The following is a 20523-nucleotide window of genomic DNA, read 5'->3' as shown; positions in this document are numbered from 1 at the left end:
TACGCGGCCAACGGTGATGCGACCGTCACCTCGCTGGCCTACACCTCGGCCACCGTCGGCATGATCGTCGGCGTGGTGGGTGGCATCATCCAGGCCAAGATCGGCGCGCAGCGCGGCCACGCGCGGGAGTTCGCGGGCCTGACCTCCATCCCGGAGGAGCTGCGCACCGGGGTGCTGAACCAGGTGGAGGAACGCCCGGTCATCGGCCGGCACACCTTCTCGGCGGCCTCGGTGGAGTCGCTGGCCTTCCAGGTCGGCGTGGTCGCGATGATCGCGGCGGCCGCGCACGGCGTGGTCTCCTGGATCACGGCCGTGTGGCCGAGCGTCGTGGGTGAGGACGGTCCCCAGCTGATCATCCCCGCGTTCGCGATCGCGTTCCTCCTCGGCCTGATCGCCCGCGTCCTGTTCCAGGCCACGAAGACGGCGAAGTTCCTCGACCCGGGCTCGCTGAACTCGGTGTCCGGCACCGCCACGGACATCCTCATCGTCTGCGGCATCGCCGCGATCGCCCCGACCGTGGTCGTGGACTACTGGCAGCCGCTGCTGCTCCTGTTCGTGATCGGCCTCGCGCTGGCCCTGTTCCTGGGGATCGTCGTGGCGCCGCGCGTCATGACCGACGCGTGGTTCGAGAAGCAGCTGTTCACGTGGGGCTGGGCCACCGGCGCCGTCGCCACGGGCGTGGCCATGCTGCGCATCGTGGACCCGAAGCTGAAGTCCGGGACCATGGAGCAGTTCGGCGTGGCCTACATCCCGGTGGTGCCCGTGGAGATCGCGGCCGTGTCCTTCGTGCCGCTGCTGCTCCTCGCGGGCCTGTCCTGGGCCGTCGTCGGCATCTGGGGCGCCATCGCGGTCATCGCGATCATCGCTGCCGTCTGGCTGCGCCGCACCGACCCGGGCCGCCGCACCCCGGCCCAGCAGGCGGTCCGGGCCTCGAGCCGCTGACGCTCCCGCTCCCCCGCGTTGATCGCCCGAGGGCGGTCGGCTCGCCCGCCGGCACCGTGCCGGCGGGCCGGGGCGACCGGGTCCGGACATGCGAGAAGGCCCCCAGCAGATGCTGGGGGCCTTCTCCTTCTCGTTGCGGGGGCAGGATTTGAACCTGCGACCTCCGGGTTATGAGCCCGGCGAGCTACCGAACTGCTCCACCCCGCGGCGACTTCTAGAACTATACACACCTGTTCCGTCGAGTTCAAATCGGCGTCAGCACCCCGCCACCCGGCGGCCATGCGGCGGCCACCTGCCCCGAGACGACAGCGGCCCCGACCACGCGCGGTGCGTGGCCGGGGCCGTCGTCGACGGTCCGGCGGGCCCGGCCCGCCGGCGCCGACTCAGCCGCTCGGCGTCGGGCTGGGGCTCGACGACGGCGCGGGGCTCGCCTCGGCCGGGGCCTGCTCCTGGGCAGGCGCGTCGCCGCCCAGGGCGTCGTCGGCGGCGGTGGCACGCTTCAGGGCCTCGTTGAGACGCTTCTGCTGCTCGCCGTAGCCGGCCCAGTCGCCCTCGGCCAGACGCTCCTGGCCCTGGGTCAGGGCGTCCTGAGCCTCCTCGAGGGCCGCCGAGAGCTCCTCCTCGACGGTGCCCGGAGCCGTCGGCTCCTCGCCCGGCGCGGGCGCCTCCGCCTGCTTCTCCTCCGGGGTGACCGCGCCCGAGTCCCCGTCGAACACCTGGTCCAGGGCCTCCTGGAGGGTGTCCGCGAAGCCGACCTTGTCGCCGAAGGAGACGAGCACCTTGCGCAGCGTCGGGTAGGTGGTGCCGCCCGAGGAGCGGACGTACACCGGCTGGACGTAGAGGATGCCGCCGGCCACCGGCAGGGTGATCATGTTGCCGTTGAGCACCTCGGACGCGCCCTGGCGCAGCAGGTTCAGCTCCCGCGAGACGTCCGCGTTCGAGTCGAAGTTGGCCTGCGCCTGGCCCGGGCCGGGCACCGTGGTGGACCGCGGCAGCTCGAGCAGTCGGAGCTGCCCGTAGCCCTCGGCCTTCACGCCGTCCTCCCCCGTGCCGGCGTCGCCGGCGGCGGAGAGGAACCCGTAGAGCACGTTGCGCTGCTGGGCACCGTCCGTGATCTGCGGTATGTAGCTGCTGGTGAGGGAGAACGCCGGCTCGTCCTGGCCGGGCATCTGCAGCGTCATGTAGTACGGCGGCTGCTTGACGTCCTCCTCGCGCGTGGGGTCCGACGGCACGGACCACGCGTCGTTGTTCTCGTAGAAGTCGTCCGCGTCGGTCACGTGGTAGCGGCCGAGCAGCTCGCGCTGGACCTTGAACATGTCCTCCGGGTAGCGGACGTGGTCCAGGAGTCCGGCGCTCATCTCCGAGTACGGGCGCAGCGAGGACGGGTAGACGTTCTGCCAGGCCTGCAGCAGCGGATCCTGGTCGTCCCACGCGTAGAGAGACACCGAGCCGTCGTACGCGTCCACCGTCGCCTTCACCGAGTTGCGGATGTAGTTCACCCGGCCCTGGAGCGCCGGGTTCTGGCCCTGGCTCAGGGAGTCCACCGTGACCTCGCCCAGCTGCTGCGCGGTGGAGTACGGGAACTGGTCCGAGGTCGTGTAGGCGTCCACGATCCACTGCACGCGGCCGTCGACGATCGCCGGGTAGGGGGCGGTGTCCACCGTCAGGTAGGGCGCGACCTTGCGGACGCGCTCGGCCGGGTCGCGGTCGTAGAGGATCTGCGAGGCCTCGTTCACGTCCGAGGACAGCACCAGCTCGGGCGAGCCGAACTTCACCGCGTACGCGAGCCGGTTGAACAGGTTGCCCACCGAGGGGCCGCCGTCGCCGGAGAAGGTGTACGCCGTGTCCTCCTGGGAGTCGGCCGTCTGCGGCCGGTCGCGTTCGACGGCCGGCGCGCCCTCGGGCGCACCCACCACCGAGTACGAGGGCGAGTTGAGCCCGAAGTAGATGCGCGGCTCGTAGTCCTGGTCGGAGGCCAGCGGCCCGCGCGTGGGGATCTCGGAGAGCAGCCACTGGGGCCGGCCGCCGGCCGCGACCTCGGAGGCGTCGGCCACGACCATGCCGTAGCCGTGCGTGTAGATGGTGTGGCGGTTCACCCACGACTGGGAGTCGTCCACGTTGACGTCACGGGCCGCCAGGATGGTGTCCCGCGTCTGGCCGTCCACCTCGTAGCGGTCCACGTGCAGGGTGGTGGGGAACGCGTAGTACGGACGGAACTGCTGGAGCTGCCCGAAGGTCTGGGAGATCAGGTTCGGGTCCATGAGACGGACGTTGGCCGTGTTGGCCTCCTCGCCCGCCAGGGCCCCGGCCTCGGTGTCCGTGGCGCCCTCATAGTTCGTCACCTCGACGTCGTCCAGGCCGTACGCCTCGCGCGTCATGGCGATGTTCCGCTCGATGTACTGGGATTCGAGCGTGCGCTCGGACGGCTTCACCTGGTACTCCTGCACGATGAAGGGGTACGCCGTGCCCACCACGAGCGCCGTGATGACCAGGACCGCGGTGCCGATCAGCGACAGCCGCCACCGGCCCGAGACCACCGTCCACACGAACAGGCCGGCCACGATCACGGCCGTGACCGCCAGGATCGCCGACGTCGGGATGACCGCGTTCACGTCCGTGTAGAGCGCGCCGGCCCAGTTGCCGGTCTGCGACTGCGTGGTGCGGTAGCGGTTGAGCCAGAAGTTGACGCCCTGCAGCAGCAGGAACACGGCCAGGGTGATGCCGATGTGGGCGCGCGCCGCCGGGGTGATCCGCACGCCGCCGCCCTCCTCCACGCGCACCGCGCCGTACAGGTAGTGCACCAGAAGACCGGTGATGCCGGAGACCAGGACCACCGAGATCAGGTACCCGACCACGAGCGTCAGGAACGGCAGGGTGGCCATGAAGAACATGAGGTCCAGGCCGAACTCCGGGTCCGCCTGGCCGTAGGGCACCTGGTTCAGGAACAGCAGGACCGTGTTCCACCCGTTCATCGCGGTGGAGCCGGCGAACACGCCGAGCACGAGCGGGACACCCAGGAACACCAGGCGCCGGATGGGCTCCAGCTGGCGCTGGGCCTGGCTGAGCGAGTCCCGCGCGGCCGCGGACGCGTCCGCGGGGCGGTGGCGCCAGGCCGTGCGGATCGCCAGCCACACGGCGAGGGCCATCCCGAGCCCGGCGATCAGGAACAGCGCGGCCTTGGCGACGACCTCGGTCCAGAAGACCTCGGTGAAGCCCAGCTGCGAGAACCACAGCACGTCCGTGTAGACGTTCGTGAACACCACGAACAGCCCCACGAGCACGGCCACCGCGATGATGGTCAGCACGAGCGCGCTCGGCCGGCCCGGCCGGCCCCTGCCGCGCGCGGCGGAGGACCCGCCCCCGCCGAACGGGCCACCAGGACCGCGGTCGCCGTCGTCGCCCGGGCCGCGCGGGGCGCCGCCGAAGGGGCCGAACGCCCCGAACGGGCCGGACTGGCCCCCGGCGGTCCCGCCGCCGTCACGGGGCGGGCCGCCGAACGGTCCGCCGCCTCCCTGTCCGAAGCTCACTGCTCTGTCCTCTTCCCTCCCGCGTCCGCGGGGCTCTGCTCCGGTCCGGGGCGCTGCGCCCCGGACATGTCGTCCGGTCTGGTGGTCTGGTGGTCTGGTGGTCTGGTGGTCCTGGTGTGCGTCGGCTCAGCCGCACGTCCGGGCGGCGGCCGGGCTCTCCCCCCGGGCCACCGCCTCGACGATGTCGCGGGCCTGGCCCAGCGTGTCCACGGGGTACACCGTCAGACCCTCGGGCACACGGCCGGCCAGCTCCTCGCAGTTCGCCGTGGGGGCGAGGAACGTCGTGGCCCCCGCCTCGGCGGCGCCGCGCACCTTCTGCGGGATCCCGCCGATGGGACCCACGACGCCGTCCCCCGAGATCGTGCCCGTTCCCGCGATCGGGGCGCCCCCCGTCATCGCGCCCGGGGTCAGCCGCTCGATCACGGTGAGCGCGAACATCAGACCCGCCGAGGGCCCGCCGATGTCCGGCACGGTCAGCTCGACGTCCACCGGGACGTCGTAGGCGGTCTCGATCAGGGCCCCCATCTGCCACGGCTGGGGCGCGCCCTCGGGGGCGGCCGCCACCGGCACCTCGAGGTCCTGCTCCACGCCGTCGCGGCGGACCGTCAGCGTGACCGGGTCGGGCCCCGCGGCCCCGACGGCGGCGCGCACGGCCTCCAGGTCGGCCACGGGCCGTCCCTCGGCGGCGCTCACCTCGTCCCCGGCCCGCAGGACACCCTCGGCGGGCCCGCCGGACACGAGCTGCTGCACGACGAGCCGCTGGGGCACCTCCCGGCCGAGCTCGTGCAGGGCCGCGGCGGTCGCGGTCTGCTGGGAGTCCGACATGGCCGCCGAATTGGCCTCGCCGACCTCGTCGGAGGTGACGCCGGTGGGGTACATCAGCTCGCGCGGGACCACGTCCACGGCGGGGTCCGTCAGGCCGCGGCCGAGATCGAGCAGGGAGGTGGTGCCGATGGGCGGGCCCCCGACCATCACGGTGGTCATGGCCAGGGTCCCCTCACCCGGGTCCGCCTCGCCGCCCTCGACGCGCAGCACCGGTCGACCCTCGCGTTCGCCCAGCAGGTCCACGGCGGGGCCGGGGCCCTCGAGGATGTAGGGGGTGGGGGCCAGCAGTGCCAGCCCGGCGCTGCCCAGGGCGAGCCATCCGGAGAAGGGCACGCGGGCGGCGCGGGTGGTCCTCGAGGGCACTGCGCGCACGCGACACCGTCTTTCCTGGGGGTCCTGATCGGGCCGTCCTCGCCGCCGGGCACGGGCCGCGCGGCGACGGTCACACCAGTCTACGCGGGGCCGCGACCCCCGCCTGCCCCGCGCGACGCCGTGCGCCATGGGCGAACCGCGCCGCCGCGACGTCGGGAGGGCGGGCGCGCCGCGCCGACGCGGATACGCTGGAGACATGAGCAACGACGCGCGCACGCCCGGATCCGACGACGGCCGCGACCCCCTGGAGGAGATGCTGCGGCAGCTCTTCGGCGGCCAGGGCCCCGACCCGGACGAAGTCCGACGCGCCATGGAGGGCCTGGGCGGCCCCGGCGGGGTGCCCTTCGACCCGTCCCAGCTGAATCCGGCCATGATGCAGCAGGCCATGGCCCAGTTCCAGGCGATGATGAGCTCCGGCTCCGGCTCGGACGGCCCCGTGAACTGGGCTCTGGCGAAGCAGGCCGCCCGCCAGGCCGTGGCCGGCGAGGACCCGGCCGTCGGCTCGTTCGCGCGACGCGAGGTGGACGAGGCGCTGCGGCTGGCCGAGCTGTGGCTCGACGGCGTCACGCAGACCGAGCCCGTCGGCAGCGTCGGCGTGGCCTGGTCCCGTGCCGAGTGGGTCGAGGCGACCATGGACCAGTGGCGCCGGCTCACCGAGCCCGTGGCCGTCTCGATGTCCCGCGCGATGTCCGCGGCCATCGAGCAGCAGCTGCCGGGCCAGCTCCCCGAGGGCATGGACGCCTCCCTGCTCGGCGGGCTGCAGCCCATGCTGAAGAACATGGGCGGCACGATGTTCGGCCTGCAGCTCGGCGGCGCCGTGGGCGCCCTGGGCAAGGAGGTGCTCTCGGGCACGGACATCGGCCTGCCCGTCGCCGGCCACCGTCTCGCCCTCGTCCCCGTGAACATCGAGGAGTTCGGCGACGGGCTTTCGGTGCCGGACGACCAGATCCGCATCTACCTGGCCCTGCGCGAGGCCGCACGCATGCGCCTGTTCCTGCACTCGCCGTGGCTCGAGCGGGACCTGTACGCCGCCGTCGAGCAGTACGCCGCGGGCATCCGCCTGGACACCGAGGGCATCGAGCGGGCCGCGCAGTCGGTGGACCCGATGGACCCCGGCTCCCTGCAGGCCGTGTTCGACGGGGCGTCCTTCATCGCCGCCCCGGACGCCACCCAGCAGGCCGCGCTGGACCAGCTGGAGCTGCTCGTCGCCCTCGTGGAGGGCTGGGTGGACGTGGTGGTCGCCGAGGCCGCGCGCCCGCTCGAGTCGGCGCCCGCCCTGCGCGAGACCATGAACCGCCGCCGCGCCTCGGGCGGCCCGGCCGAACAGGCCTTCGCCGCCCTCGTGGGCCTCGAGCTGCGCCCGCGCCGCCTGCGCGAGGCCGCCGCGTTCTGGGAGCACGTCACGGCCGAGCACGGCACGGAGTACCGCGAGGAGATCTGGCGCCATCCCGAGCGTCAGCCCACCGCGGAGGATCTCGAGGACCCCGCCGGGTACGCCGGGCGCCGCTCCGCCGCGGACGCCAGCACCGAGTCCCTCGACGACGAGCTGCGCAAGCTCCTCGAGGGCGGCTTCGGCGACGCGCCGCGCGAGGACTGAGCCCCTCCCGGCACGACGGCGGCGGGCGGTCCGGCACCACAGGGGTGGGCCGCCCGCCGTCGTGTCAGTCCGCATCCTCGTCCTCCGCCCACCGGTCCGGCGCCGTGCGACCGCGGCCCTCGGCGAAGGTGACCCCCTCGAGGAAGGCCATCGCCTCGGCGTAGCGCGGGTACCGGTCCACGAGGCGTCGGAAGGCCGGGCCGTGTCCGGACTCCAGCAGATGGGCCAGCTCGTGGACGAGCACCGCCGCCACCACCCAGTCCGGCATGCCGCGCAGCTGCGTCGAGAGCCGGATGGTGCCGCGCGCGGGCGTGCACGAGCCCCAGCGGCGGCGCTGCCGGGCCGACCACGTGACCGAGACCGGACGGGCCCGCCCACCCAGGTGCGCCGCCGAGAGCCGTCCCGCCCAGGCCAGGAGCGCGTCGTCGGAGCGGGCGTCGGCGGGGCGGCCGTCCAGGTCGGCCGCGGGCTGCCCCGTCCCGCCGCGTGCGCCCACCTTCGCGACCATCCGGCCGATCCACTCGCGCTCCTGCGCAGCCGAGAGCCGGGCCGGGACGTTGACCTGCAGGCGGCCGTCGCGCCACGCCGCCGAGACGGTGCGGGTGCGGGCCGTGGAGCGCACGAGCCGCACGGGCGTGCCCTCCCAGTCCAGGTCGGTGCTCTCGCGGGCGGGACCGCGGTGGGCGGCCGGGACAGCACGCGGAGGGCGGCCGGGGGCGGGCGGGACAGGGCGCATCCGGCCATTGTCCGGCATGGGCCGCAGGCTGTGGACAATCCGGCGCGGTCCGGGAGCGCCCTGGCAGGGTGGGAGGCACCGAGCCGAGAGGAGAGCCGTGCGCACCGTCGCCGAGACCGTCACCACCGTCCCTCATGATGCCGCCGCGTCAGCGCTGGAGCCGGGGGCGTGGGCCCCGCCGACGGACGTCCACGTGGCGGGCCTCGACGCGGTGGGCGCGGCGATCGCCCACGCGCTGGCGGGGGCCGGGGCGCTGCGCCTGGCCCTGTGGGATCCGCGGCCCGTCGACGCCGCGGACCTGGGGACCGGCCTGCTGCCCGGGGACCTCGGTCGGCCCCGGGCGGGTGCGCTCGAGCGCCGGCTGGGCGATGTGGCCCCCGGGCTGCGCGTCTTCGCGCACCACGGCCCGGTGCCGGTGCTCGTGGGGCAGGCGACGGTGGCGGTGGGGTCCGTGCTCGACGCGGACCTGGCCGCGCAGGCCCTGGCCGCCGACCACCCGCTGCTGCCGGTCACGGTGGGGCCGAAGGCGGTCACGGTCGGGCCGTGGTGCGCCCCCGGGGTGCGCGGGTGCCCGCTGTGCCGATGGCCCGTGGACCCGGCGGGCGTCCCCGGTGCCCCGACGGCGCCCGGCCCGTCGGCGCACCGGGGACAGGTGGACGGGCTCGCGGCGCTGCGGGCCGCCGTGCTGACCGTGGACGCGCTGCGGACCGGACCGGCCCCCGGCGTGCTGCGGGCCGATCGGGTGACGGGACGCACGCGCCGGGTGAAGGTCCGCCCCCGGCCCGGCTGCGCCTGCGACCCGGACGCGCTCGGCTGGGCGTTCTGACAGGGTCGGCGCCGCCGGCGGAACGGGGTGCGGGCCCGCGGCTCAGGCCGTCGGGGTGCCGTGCAGCAGCTCGAGCAGCTCCGGTCCGTGCTTCTCCAGCTTGGCCTTGCCGAGGCCGGGCACCTTCAGGAGCTCTGCCGGGGTCCTCGGCATGGCCTCGGCGATGGCCACGAGGGTGGCGTCCGTGAACACCACGAACGCGGGCATCCGCATCTCGGCGGCCGTGCGGGTGCGCCAGTCGCGCAGCTCCTCGAGCACCGCCTCGTCGTACGTGGCGGGGCAGTCCAGGCAGCGGCCGACCTTGCGCTCCGCTCCCGTCTCGAGGGGCTTGCCACACGTGCGACACACGGCGACCTTCGCACCCCGGCGCCGCGGCGCCGTCGGGCCGGCCGCGGATCCGCGGGCCGGGGCGTGCTCGCGGGTGCCGCCGAGGGTCGGGTCGATGGCCCACAGGAACCGGGAGGGCCGCCGGGTGGAGCGCCCGCCCGTGCCCCGCGAGAGCGTCCACGTCAGCGACAGGTGCTGGCGGGCACGCGTGATCCCCACGTAGAGCAGGCGCCGTTCCTCGTCCACCTCGGCCTGGGTCTCCGCGAAGGAGATCGGCATGAGCCCCTCGGACAGGCCCACGAGGAACACCGCGTCCCACTCGAGGCCCTTGGCGGAGTGCAGCGAGGCCAGGGTGATGCCCTGCACCGTCGGCGCGTGCTGGTGCTGGGCGCGCTCGTCGAGCTCGGCCACGAGCTCGGTCAGCGTGAACTCGGCCCCGCGCGTCGTGGCGAGCTGGTCGGCGAGGTTGACGAGGGCGTGCAGGGACTCCCACCGTTCACGGGCCGCGCCGGAGGCCGCCGGCGGTTCGGCGGAGTAGCCGAGCGAGGAGAGCACGTCCCGCACCCGGTCCGTGACGTCGTCGCCCGTCAGGTCCTGGGCGGCGCGGGCGGCGGCCCGCAGCTGCAGGATGCCGTCGCGCACCTCGCGCCGGGAGAAGAACCGCTCGCCGCCGCGCAGCTGGTAGCCGATGCCCGCCGAGGACAGCGCCGTCTCGAAGGCCTGGGACTGGCCGTTGGTGCGGAACAGGACGGCGATCTCGGAGGCCGGCACGCCGTCGTCGATCAGCGCCGCGATCCGGTCTGCGACCCAGCCGGCCTCGGCCTCGTCGTCGGTGCACTCCGCGAACACGAGGTCGGGGCCGGCCGGCCGCTGGGAGACGAGCTCGAGGGGGTCGGGCCAGCGCGGCATCGTGCGGTCCCGCTCCCCCGCCTTGGTGCGGTCCGCCAGCAGGCGGTTGGCCGCCTCCACGATCTGCGGGCTGGACCGGTAGTCACGCACGAGACGGACCACCGTGGCCGCGGGATACCGCTCACGGAAGTCGGTGAGGAAGCGGGAGGTCGCGCCCGTGAACGAGTAGATCGTCTGAGAGGCGTCGCCGACGACGCACAGGTCGCCGCGGTCGCCGAGCCAGAGGTCGAGCAGGCGGTGCTGCAGCGGCGAGACGTCCTGGTACTCGTCCACCACGAACACCCGGTACTGGTCCCGGATCGTGGCCGCGATCTGCGGCTCGGTGGACAGGATCCCCACGAGGATCAGCAGCACGTCCTCGAAGTCGATCATGTTCCGGGCCGTCTTGGCCTCCTCGTAGCCCGTGTAGAGACGGGCGACGGTGGTGGCGGTCCAGCCGGCGGGCATCTCCCGCTCCTTGGCGGCCTCCGCGTAGCCCTCGGGGGCGTGCAGGGAGACCTTGGCCCATTCGATCTCGCCGGCGAGGTCGCGCAGGCCGGCCCGGTCCACGGTCATGCGCATGCGCTGGGCGACCTCCGTGAGCAGGCGCACCTTGTTCTCGATCAGCGAGGGCATGGGCCCGCCCACGGCCTGGGGCCAGAAGTACTGCAGCTGGCGCAGGGCCGCCGAGTGGAACGTGCGGGCCTGGACGCCGGCCACGCCGAGGTCGCGCAGGCGGGTGCGCATCTCCGCGGCGGCGCGCGCCGTGAAGGTCAGGGCGAGGGTGCGGTGCGGGTCGAAGACGCCGGAGGCCACGCCGTAGGCGATGCGGTGCGTGATGGCGCGGGTCTTGCCGGTGCCGGCGCCGGCCAGGATGCAGACGGGCCCGTGCAGGGCCGTGGCGGCCCGGCGCTGCTCCGGGTCGAGGCCGCGGAGGATCTCGTCGGGAGTGCTCATGCGGGACGAGTCCTCCTAGGTGATCAGGGTCTGCGCATCGGGCAGCGTCCCACCGTACCAATCCTCGATGAGTGCCCGCGCGATGGACACGGCCCCGGGCAGGGTGACGTCGCCCTCGCGGGCCAGATGCGCGAGCTCCTCCCGCTCGAACCAGCGCACGGAGAGGATCTCCTCGCCGTCCGGGACCGGCTCGGCACCGGCCGGGGCCAGCGCGGTGAAACCGAGCATGAGCGAGCGCGGGAACGGCCACGGCTGGGAGCCGCGGTAGCGCGGCTGCGTCACCGTGATCCCGGACTCCTCCGCGATCTCCCGGACCACCGCGTGCTCGAGGGACTCCCCCGGCTCCACGAACCCGGCCAGGCAGGAGTACAGCCCCTCGGGCCACGCCGCGTTGCGGCCCAGCAGGATCCGCCCGGCCGGGTCGATGACGGCCACGATCACCGCCGGGTCCGTGCGCGGGAACTGCTCCCGGGAGCAGTTGCGGCAGCGACGCACCCAGCCGGCCGCCTCGACGTCCGTGGCGCCGCCGCAGAACGCGCAGAAGCGGTGGGTGGCGTGCCAGTTGGCGTTCGCGACAGCGGCCACGAACAGCCCGGTGTCCGCGTCGCTGAGGGCGGCGGCCGCATCGCGGAGGCCGACCCACACGGCGTCCGCGAGCGCGGTGGCCGCGTCCTCCGGCAGGGCCGCCGGCGGCTCGACGGCGACGGAGACCACCTCGCGCTCCCGCCCGTGCGGGCCCCGGTCCGCCGCGGTGCCGCGGCCCAGATACGCGGCCTCGGCCGGCACGGGACCGGAGGGCGCGGTGAAGACGAGCCGGCCGTCCGCGACGGGTGCGCGGCCACCCTGCAGCCACAGGACCTCCGTTCCCTCGCGCGCCCAGACCGCCGCCAGGTGGCCCGGGTCGAGGCGGGCCACGGCACCGCGGTCCAGCTCCTCGCGGGCCAGCGGCAGGGCCAGCGGCGGTGCGGCGGTGAGGTCGGACGACGACGGGGGGCAGGAAGCCATGCGTCCAGGCTAGCGACCCGTCTCCGGTGCGCCCGACGACGGGGGCGGGCGTTCCGCGCCTAGGCTGGAGGGGTGGATCGTCAGCCCCTTCGTCTTGCAGCCCTGGCCGCCGCGGCCGTCCCCGGCCTCGCCCCCGTCTCCGTGGAGGCGAGCCCGGACGACCCCGCGGACTTCTCGACCGCCGTCGTCGTGGACGGTGAGGGCCAGCGGTGGCGTGTCCGCTCGCCCCGCACCCCGGAGGCGGGCATCCGTCTCGAGACGGAGCTGCAGGTGCTGGCAGGCCTGACCCCGGCGGTGCGCGCTGGCCTGCCGTTCCGCACGCCCTCCGTGGCGGGCGCGGTGCGGCTCGAGGGGCTGCGCACCTTCGTCTACCAGGACATGCCCGGGCGTCCCGTCACCCTGGAGGAGCTGGCCCGACTCGGCGAGCCCGCGGTGCAGGACGTGGGCCGCGTGCTGGCCGCGATCCACACGCTGCCCTCGGACGTCGTGGACCACGCGGACCTGCCCTCCTACACGGCGGAGCAGATCCGGCAGCGTCACCTCCACGCCCTCGACCAGGCGGCCACCTCCGGCCGCGTGCCGCCCCTGCTGCTGCGCCGCTGGGAGGAGGCCATGGAGGAGGAGCCCCTGTGGCGGTTCACCCCGGTGCCCGTGCATGGTGACCTGCACGAGGACAACCTGCTCCTCGAACGCGGCCGCGTGGTGGGCGTGACGGGCTGGACGGACCTGCACGTGGGCGACCCGGCCGACGACGTCGCCTGGCTGGCCGCCGCCACGGACCCGGACCTGGCCGACCGCGTCCTCGACGCCTACGCGGCCCGGCGGGCCGACGCGGGGGCCGCCGACGACGGCGACGCCCACCTGATGCGCCGTGCGGCGCTGCTCGCCGAGTTCGCCCTCGCCCAGTGGCTCACGCGGGGCCTGGACCGGCACGACGAGGGGATGGTCGCCGAGGCGGAGGCCATGCTGGCCGAGCTCGAGGGCGACGTGCGCGCCGCGCAGGAGGCGGCCGCGCGCCAGGCGGAGGCCGACGCGGCCGCCGACGCCGCCGAGGACGCCCGGGATGCGGCGGAGGACGCCCGGGAGGCCGCGGCCGTGAGGAGCGCGGACCCGGAGACGGGGTCGCTGCCCGCCGTCGAGGTGGTGCGGCCGATCAACGGCGGGCCAGGGCGTCCGTGATGTGACGCTCGAGCTCCTCCTCCCCCGGCAGGTCCGGGAAGGAGCGCTCCTGCCCGTGGGCCACGTACACGAAGCTGGCCCCGATCCGTTCCAGCGGGATCCCGTGCAGCCGTGACCAGGCGAGCCGGTAGACGGCCAGCTGCAGCGACTTGAGCTCGAGGTCGCGGCCCCGCGGCACGGCGCCGGTCTTCCAGTCGACGAGCTCCCAGTCGGCCTCGGGGTCGAAGGGCAGGCGGGGGTCCCCGCCGGAGCGGTAGATCGCGTCGACCCGGCCCCGCAGCGTGATCCCGCCGACCGTCGTCTCGACCGGGGCCTCGACGAAGGCCGGGGTGCGCTCCGCCCAGCGCGAGGAGCGGAACCACTCCTGCATCGGGCCGAGGTCGAGGGCCTCGTCGACCCACAGGTCCGCGGCGTCCTCGGCCGAGTCGATGTCCAGCATGCCGGTGGCCCCGAAGCGCTCCTCGAGCCACGCGTGGAACGCCGTGCCGCGTCGCGCCGCGTGCGCGGGCGGCCGGGGCAGGGGCCGGCGCAGCTGCTCGGCCACGGCCTGCGGGTCGGCGGCGAGCTCGCCGTAGAGGGACACGGAGACGTGCTCGGGCAGGGCGGTCTCCCCGCCCGTCCCGGCGACGTCCCGGCGGCGCAGCAGCACCCAGTCCACCTGGCGGGCCAGCTCCGGGTCGTCCCCGAGCGCCGCCGGGTCCGCGGCGTGCACGGCCGCGGCGGCCGCCTCCACCCCGTGCCGGCGGGCCCGGGAGCGGTGCGGCAGCGGCTGCCAGCGTTCCTCGTCCTCGGGGTCCTCCGGGTCGGCGACGAAGGCCTCCGGGCCGTCGAGCGGGTCGAAGGGCCAGCGGGCGACCAGCGTCCGGGCCGCGGCGGGGTTGGCCTCGGGCAGGTCGTCCTCGGCGGGGGCGGGGCCGAGCGCGACGCCGGGCACCTCCCCCGCCAGACCGGCCACCTCCTCGAGGAAGGCCGAGGCCGGCAGGGGCTCCTTGTTGACTCCCTTGAACAGGGAGGTGCTCAGCCATAGGGCGGATCGCGCGCGCGTGTACGCGACGTAGGCCAGGCGCCGCTCCTCGCGCTCGGCGTGGGCGGCCACGGCCACGGCATAGGGGTCCGGGTTGCCCTCCTGGGCCGCCTTGGAGCTGTACTTGGTGCCGGCCGACTGGACCCAGTCCCGCTGGTCCTGGGCCCACGAGCCGTCCCACTGCGGCAGCGACGCGCGGTCCCCGCGCAGGGGCCACGGCAGCGCGCCGGCCCCGGGGCTGGTCCAGCGGTCCGCCCGCGTGGACGGGAACGTGCCCTCCTGCAGGCCGGGGACCGCGACGACGTCCCACTCGAGCCCCTTCGAGGCGTGCGCGGTGAGCACCTGGACCAGGCCGGGGGTGGGTTCGGCGTTCTCGACGCCGAGGCCGTCCTCGTGCTCGAGGACGGACTCCGTCCAGGCCAGGAACGCCGTCAGGTCCGTCGCCGTGGTGCCGGCGCCGAAGTCGCGGGCCGCGTCCTGGAACGCGTTCAAGTGCCGCCGGGCCGCGGCCGCGGAGACGCCGGGCCGCAGGGCCACCTCGACGTCCAACCCCGTCTCACGGATCACCTCCGCGATGAGGTCGGCCGGGTCCTCCCCGGTGCGCGTGGAGAGCCGGCGCAGCTCGGCGTTGACGGCCCTCAGCCGGGCCAGGCCCTCGGGTGAGAAGCCGCGGCCGCGGGAGCCGACCCAGTCCGTCCCCTCCCCGGGCAGGGAGTCGAGGGCCTCCAGCAGGGCGGCGGCGTCGGCGTCCTCCTCGGGGCTCACGTCCCGGTCCGGGGCCGCGTCCGGGGCAGCCCCGGCGGGGTCCTCCCGCCCACCGGCGGCCCGCTGGGCCCGCAGCCGCGAGACGAACCGGGCGCGCTCCTGGAGCACCTCGAGGTCGGCCACACCGATGCGCCAGCGCGGGCCGGTGAGCAGGCGGACGAGCTGGTCGCTGCGCGTGGGGTCGGCCAGCACGTGGAGGACGGCGAGCACCTCGGCGACCTCCGGCAGCGCCAGCAGCCCGGAGAGCCCGAGCACCTCGTAGGGCAGGCCGGCGGCGTCGAGCGCGTCCAGCACGGGGCCGAACTGGGCGCGGGTGCGGCACAGGACGGCGCGGCTCGGGGTGGTCCCCCCAGGCCCGGACCCGGTGAGGGCGCCGAGGCGGGCGACGACGTCGGCGGCCTCCTCCTCCGCGGTGACGAACCGGTCCACCCGGACGACGCCCTCCCCCGCGCCCGGTCGGGGTCGCAGGGTGCGCACCTCCACCGGCGCGCCGCCCGCCGCGGCGGCGTGGGCGTTCAGCGGCGCGGCGACGGCGTTGGCGACCGCCAGGATCGACTCCTCGTTGCGCCACGCGATCGTCAGGTGCGAGACGTCCGCGTTCACACGCCGCGGGGCGCCGCCGGGACCGGTCTCCAGCCGGGGGAAGGCGTGCGGGAAGGCGAAGAGCTGTCCGGCGGAGGCGCCGCGGAAGCCGTAGATCGACTGGTGGGGGTCGCCCACCGCGGTGACGCAGTGCCCCAGCCCGGGCGCGTCGTCCTCGGGGCCGCGCGGGCCGAACAGCCCGGCGAAGATCCGCATCTGGGCGTGGGAGGTGTCCTGGAACTCGTCCAGCAGCACCACGGGGAACCGCGCGCGCTCCTGCTCGCCGGCCGCCGGCACCTCGACGGCGATGCGCGCCGCGTGGCGCAGCAGGTCGCCGAAGTCCATGACGTCCTGCTCGCGCTTGACCTCGTCGTAGCGGGCCACGAGGTCCGCCATGAGGGCGCGGTCCGCCAGGCCGGTCAGGAACTCCTGGATCTCCTTCGAGGGGGTCTTGGCGCGCGGGGGCAGCGGCAGGGCGCTCCCCTGCTCGGCCAGCCGGGCCAGGAACCCGCGCACCTCGTCCGCGGTCACCAGGTGCTCGGCCATGTCCCCGGCCAGCCGCAGGGCCTGTGTGATGAGCCGGGACGGGGCCACGCCGAGGGTGTCCGCGACCACCGGATGCGAACGCACGACGGCGCCCATGAGCCGGTGGGCGTCCGCGCCCCCCAGCAGCCGCGCCTCCGGTTCCACGCCGATCCGCAGGCCGTGGTCCCGCACGAGCGCGCCCGCGTAGGAGTGGTACGTGGACACCGAGGCGCGGCCCAGGTCCTCGGGCTCGCCGTCGAAGCCGGGGATCTCGAGGCCGGAGCGCAGCAGGGCGTCCACGCGCCCGTTGATCCGCTCGGCGAGCTCACCGGCCGCCTTCCGGGTGAACGTGACGCCGAGGACCTCGTCCGGGCGCACGAGCCCGTTGGCCACGAGCCAGACCACGCGGTCGGCCATGGTGGCGGTCTTGCCAGAGCCGGCGCCGGCCAGCACCAGGCGCGGAGTGAGCGGGGCGGTGACCACCTCGGCCTGCTCCTGCGTGGGCGGGGGCAGCCGCAGCCGCGCCGCGATGTCCTCCGGGGAGTGGACCGCGTCCTCGACGCGCGGACGATCGGTCGGGGCGGCGGGATCGCCGGTCAGCGGGGCCATTCGGTGACCTGCCTTCCTTCGGAGCAGAGCGGACAGACGGAGGGCAGCGCGCACCGACGGGCGCCGGCCTCGTGGAGGGCGAGGAAGCGCGGCCCCGTGGTGCGGCGGGCCGCCGTGAACACCTGCTCGAGCGCCCAGGTGTCCTCGTCCTCGAGGGCCGGCTGGTCCTGCACCTTGGTCTTCAGGGTGCCCGCGCCGAGCTGGACGAGGGCCGCGCCGGCCGGTGTCGTGGGGTGCTCCAGGCCGGCGAGCGCGGCGCGCAGGGCGGGGTCCGTGGCGGGGTCGTCCCGGACCTGCTCCAGACCGCCGGCGCGGACGGCCACCTGATAGGCGGCCAGCTGTGGCTGGCGCGCCATCTCCGCACCGGTGGGCGCGCGGCGGCCGGTCTTGAGGTCGGCGATGAAGGGTCGGCCCTGCGCGTCCGCCTCGAGCCGGTCCACGACGCCGGTGATCCGGACGGTGGTCCCGCCCCAGGTCAGGTCCGCGAGGAGCCGCACCTCCTGGGCCACGGGCCGACGCCCGGCCGCCCGGGCGATGCTCCAGTAGCCGATGTAGGCGTCCACCAGGCTGCGGGCCCGGTCGTGCTCGATCTCCGTGATCCAGCCCTCCGGCAGGCCGAGTTCGGGCAGGCGGCGTTCCAGCTCGGCACGCACGTCCTCGGGCACGCCCTCGGGATGGTGCTCGGCCACCGAGTGCACGAGCGTGCCCACGGACTGGGCGAGGGTCCCGCCCGCGTTCGCGCCGACGTGATACAGCACCCAGTCCAGCGGATTGCGCAGGGCCGTCTCCACGCGGGAGGGCGAGAGCGCGACGACCTCGTGCTCCGGGTCGACGAGCGCGGCCTCGGTGGACAGCGGCAGCAGGCCCCACCAGCGTCGGGGGTCCGCGACGGTCACGCCGTCCTCGGCGAGGACCGCCAGGCCGGCGGCCGCCGCGGCCCGGGGTGTCGCCCCGTCGGACGCGTCCGCCTCGTCCCCGGCCTCCAGGACGCGGCGCAGCCGGCCGACGAGCGCGGGCGCCGTGATCGGGTCGGGGACGGCGGTGAGCCTTCGGACGCCGGCGGCGTCGCGCGCCTCGGCGGGCAGCCGTTCGGGCGGGTCCACCAGGTCGAGGAAGTCGGAGGGGCCCTCATCCGGCGAGCGCACGGCCGTGGCGACCACCTGGCGCCGTGCCCGGGAGACGGCGGCCGCGAGCATGCGCAGCTCGTCCTGGCGGACCTCGCGCAGCCGGGTGCGGTGGTCCGTGGGCCACGGGGCGTCCGCGGGCAGGGTCACGAGGTCCACGAGGTCGGTGGCGCCGAGCAGCTGGCCGCGCAACCGGGTGTTCGGCCACACGCCCTCCTGCAGGCCCACGACGATCACCGTGTCCCACTCCTGGCCGGCCGCCGCGGCGGGGGTGCGCACGTGCACGGCGTCGCCGGACTCGGCCCGGCGGGCCAGGGTGTCCACGGGCAGGTCCTGGGACTCCATGTAGACGGCGAACGACTCGGGCGACGCGCCCGGGAACTGGTCCACGAAGCGCTCGGCCACCTTGAACAGGGCGACGACGGCGTCGAGATCCGCGTCCGCACGGCGGGACTCGCGGCGGTCGTTCGCATGCTCGGCGGGCCGCAGCGCGAGCGAACGCCACCGCTCGGCCCGACCGGAGGCGGACCACAGCGCCCACAGCACGGTCTCGGGCGAGGCCGAGGGGGCGCGGGCGGCCTCGAGGCCGTCCCGGAGCATCCAGTGGACGCGGCGCAGGGCGCGGTGCCGCTCGTGCTCGGGGCCGGCCAGGCTCGGGTCCAGGAGGGCCGCGGCGAGCAGCGCGTCCGAGGTGCGCCGGCCGCCCCGGCCCCGCTCGGCGGCCAGCAGATCCTGGCGCAGCCGCCGCACGTGCAGCGCGCTGGCCATCCCGTACCGGCCGGTGAGCAGTCCCACCACCTCGTCCGGATCGAGCACGTCCTCGACCCGGGCCTCCGGATCCTCCGCGAGCGCCCCCGCCGCGTCCAGCAGCGTGAGCAGGGGCGCGACGGCGGGCTCCTCCTTCAGCACGAGCCCGGCGGCGTCCCGCAGCACGGGGACGCCCTCGGCCTCCAGGTGACGGGCGAGCGCGGCCACCCGGGAGCCCGAGCGGGCGACCACGAGGATCCGGTCCAGGGGCACCCCGTCCTCGTGGTGGACCCGCAGCACCCGTTCGAGGACGAGCTGGTCCTCGTGGGCGCGGGTGGGCACGACGTGCGCCCGGACGGCGCCGTCGCCGTCCGCCGGGACGGTCTCGGTGCGGGTCCGCTCGACGGCGGCGGTGCGCTGGCGGACCCGCCGGGCCACCCGCAGATAGGCGTCCTGGACCTCGGCGCGCATGCGGTGCCCGCGCGTCAGCACCCGGACGCGTCCGTCCGGGGACGCGGGCCCGGCCGCCCCGGGCACGGGATCGGCGTCGAGGACCCCGGGGTACCGGGCGAGGAGGTCGGGCCGGGCGCCGCGGAAGCCCTCCACGGTGGTGTCCGGCGACGCGGTGAGCAGCACGTCCCGCCCGCGGCCGAGCACGCTGAGCAGGTCGTGCACGGCGGGGGTGGCCTCGTGGAGGTCCTCGACCACGAGCACAGCCAGGCGGTCCCGCTCCTCCGCCACGAACGCCCGCGCCGCGGCATCGCGCTCCGGGTCCTCGGGATGCCGCTCGGTGAGCACGCGGACGGCGGCGGACAGCAGCCCGGCGGCGTCGAACGCCTCGGCCATGCCCAGGTCGATCCGGTCCCGGTAGTCCTGCAGCAGCACGGCCGCGGCCTCCCACTCGGGGCGCCCGTGGGCGGTGCCGAGCTCCTGCAGACGGCCCGGCTCGAGGCCGAGCTCGCTCATGCGGTCCACGAGCTCGCGGACCTCACGGCGGAATCCCCTCGCCTCCACGGCGGGGGCGACGTCGGCCGGCCAGTTCGGCGCGGCGGCGAGGCCGGCGGCGTAGCCCTCGAGCAGCTCGGCGATGACCGTGTCCTGCTCGGCGCCGGTGAGCAGCCGGGGGGCGACCTCCAGATGCCTCAGCGGTCCCGTGACGCGGGCGCGGCGCAGCAGGTCGAACGCGTAGGAGGACCAGGTCCGCACGGGGGTGACGGCGCGGGTGCCCCGCCCGGCGGCGGCGAGCCGGCGGGTCAGGGCGTCGCGCAGCCGCGCCGCCGCGTCCCGGCTCGGGGCCAGCAGCAGGAGGGACTCGGGGTCCAGCCCCGCCTCGATCCGGCGGGCCGCGTACTCGACCGCCACGGTGGTGCGCCCCGTGCCGGGGGCGCCCAGCACGAGCACGGCGCCGTGCCCGGGGGCGAGCGAGGCGATCGCGTCCTGCTCGTCCGTCAGCGTGATCCGGTCCTCGGGCGCGGCGGCCGTGCGCACCAGCCGAGCGGCCCGTTCCGGCGCCGCCGCGTCGTCGTCGAAGGGGTCCACCCCGTGTTCCCTGGTCATGGCCTCATCCTCGCACCGGGCCCGGACACGATACGGTCGGCGATCGCACGGATCGCCCGCGCGGCGCCGTCGTCGGGCTCCCAGCGGGCCCGGGGCAGGTCCACGCGCCCGGCCGGGGTGCGGGGCATGGCCTCCCGCTCGTGCTCGACGGCGGCCCGCGCGGCCAGCTCCGGAGGCAGCGAGCCGTCGGCCCGGACCACCCGCCACCACGGCGTGCCGGGGCTCGATTCGGCCATCGCCCGGCCGGCCTGCCGCGGACCGCCGACCCCCAGCAGGCCGGCCAGCCCCCCGTAGCTGACGGCGCGTCCGGGCGGGACCAGACGGGCGAGCGCCTCGAGCCCCTCGCCGAGGGTGAGCGGTCCGTCGTCGCGGTGGCGGGCGCCGGGGAGCACAGGGTGATCGGTCACGA

12 protein-coding genes and 1 tRNA gene are annotated in these 20523 nt (G+C 75.7%); 4 read left to right on the top strand and 9 right to left on the bottom strand.

Annotated elements, in window-relative coordinates; genetic code table 11:
- The coding region (locus tag ACFI33_RS02875; protein WP_462623751.1) for a sodium/glutamate symporter family protein at positions 1–942 on the top strand (942 nt) is incomplete at its 5' end.
- A 133-nt stretch (positions 943–1075) separates the two neighbouring features.
- Here the strand turns inward: ACFI33_RS02875 and ACFI33_RS02870 are convergent.
- The 3 genes from ACFI33_RS02870 to ACFI33_RS02860 form a co-directional block, all read right to left on the bottom strand.
- Positions 1076–1149 (bottom strand) — tRNA-Met (locus tag ACFI33_RS02870).
- A gap of 176 nt (positions 1150–1325) precedes the next feature.
- Positions 1326–4469 carry a UPF0182 family membrane protein gene (locus ACFI33_RS02865; protein WP_119217204.1) on the bottom strand — a complete coding sequence of 1048 codons (3144 nt, stop codon included), beginning with the start codon at positions 4467–4469 and terminating at the stop codon, positions 1326–1328.
- Between the two features lie 126 nt (positions 4470–4595).
- Positions 4596–5666 (bottom strand): YlbL family protein, encoded by a 1071-nt coding sequence (locus tag ACFI33_RS02860; RefSeq protein ID WP_282963018.1) that lies wholly within the window; start codon positions 5664–5666, stop codon positions 4596–4598.
- Between the two features lie 196 nt (positions 5667–5862).
- On the opposite strand from ACFI33_RS02860, the gene ACFI33_RS02855 reads away from it, so the two are divergent.
- Entirely contained in the window at positions 5863–7263 is a 1401-nt protein-coding gene (locus ACFI33_RS02855; RefSeq protein WP_060974198.1) for a zinc-dependent metalloprotease, read from the top strand.
- Between the two features lie 64 nt (positions 7264–7327).
- On the opposite strand, the gene ACFI33_RS02850 is transcribed toward ACFI33_RS02855, so the two are convergent.
- Complete coding sequence (locus ACFI33_RS02850) at positions 7328–7999, bottom strand: M48 metallopeptidase family protein (protein ID WP_144879527.1); 672 nt, start codon at positions 7997–7999, stop codon at positions 7328–7330.
- A 97-nt stretch (positions 8000–8096) separates the two neighbouring features.
- Here ACFI33_RS02850 and ACFI33_RS02845 point away from each other — a divergent pair, with 97 nt between their 5' ends.
- A complete protein-coding gene (locus tag ACFI33_RS02845; RefSeq protein WP_136940062.1) occupies positions 8097–8825 on the top strand; it encodes a ThiF family adenylyltransferase in 729 nt (242 codons plus the stop codon).
- A 42-nt stretch (positions 8826–8867) separates the two neighbouring features.
- On the opposite strand, the gene ACFI33_RS02840 is transcribed toward ACFI33_RS02845, so the two are convergent.
- Together ACFI33_RS02840 and nudC are read right to left on the bottom strand one after the other, a co-directional pair.
- The gene (locus ACFI33_RS02840) at positions 8868–10997 is read right to left on the bottom strand and encodes an ATP-dependent DNA helicase UvrD2 (protein WP_145950531.1); all 2130 of its coding nucleotides are present in this window, start codon (positions 10995–10997) and stop codon (positions 8868–8870) included.
- A gap of 15 nt (positions 10998–11012) precedes the next feature.
- Positions 11013–12002, bottom strand: coding sequence for an NAD(+) diphosphatase (gene nudC, locus ACFI33_RS02835; RefSeq protein ID WP_073117090.1), 990 nt, complete (start codon positions 12000–12002; stop codon positions 11013–11015).
- A 72-nt stretch (positions 12003–12074) separates the two neighbouring features.
- On the opposite strand from nudC, the gene ACFI33_RS02830 reads away from it, so the two are divergent.
- Complete coding sequence (locus ACFI33_RS02830; protein WP_073117089.1) at positions 12075–13181, top strand: phosphotransferase; 1107 nt, start codon at positions 12075–12077, stop codon at positions 13179–13181.
- Here the strand turns inward: ACFI33_RS02830 and ACFI33_RS02825 are convergent.
- The 3 genes from ACFI33_RS02825 to ACFI33_RS02815 are packed head-to-tail and all read right to left on the bottom strand — an operon-like array spanning position 13156 to position 20521.
- On the bottom strand, positions 13156–16686 hold the full coding sequence (locus ACFI33_RS02825; RefSeq protein WP_144919225.1) for an ATP-dependent helicase: 3531 nt from the start codon (positions 16684–16686) through the stop codon (positions 13156–13158). The two genes, ACFI33_RS02830 and ACFI33_RS02825, sit on opposite strands and share 26 nt — an antisense overlap.
- Entirely contained in the window at positions 16674–20114 is a 3441-nt protein-coding gene (locus ACFI33_RS02820; RefSeq protein ID WP_462623746.1) for an ATP-dependent helicase, read from the bottom strand. Before ACFI33_RS02820 ends, ACFI33_RS02825 begins: the two co-directional genes overlap by 13 nt.
- Entirely contained in the window at positions 20111–20521 is a 411-nt protein-coding gene (locus tag ACFI33_RS02815; RefSeq protein WP_036314337.1) for an MGMT family protein, read from the bottom strand. The genes ACFI33_RS02820 and ACFI33_RS02815 overlap by 4 nt, the downstream gene beginning before the upstream one ends.
- Positions 20522–20523 lie beyond the last annotated feature (2 nt).

The organism is Micrococcus sp. PSi08, from assembly GCF_054960655.1.
Note: the sequence above shows the minus strand (reverse complement) of the source record. Positions and strands in the feature narration are given on the sequence as shown.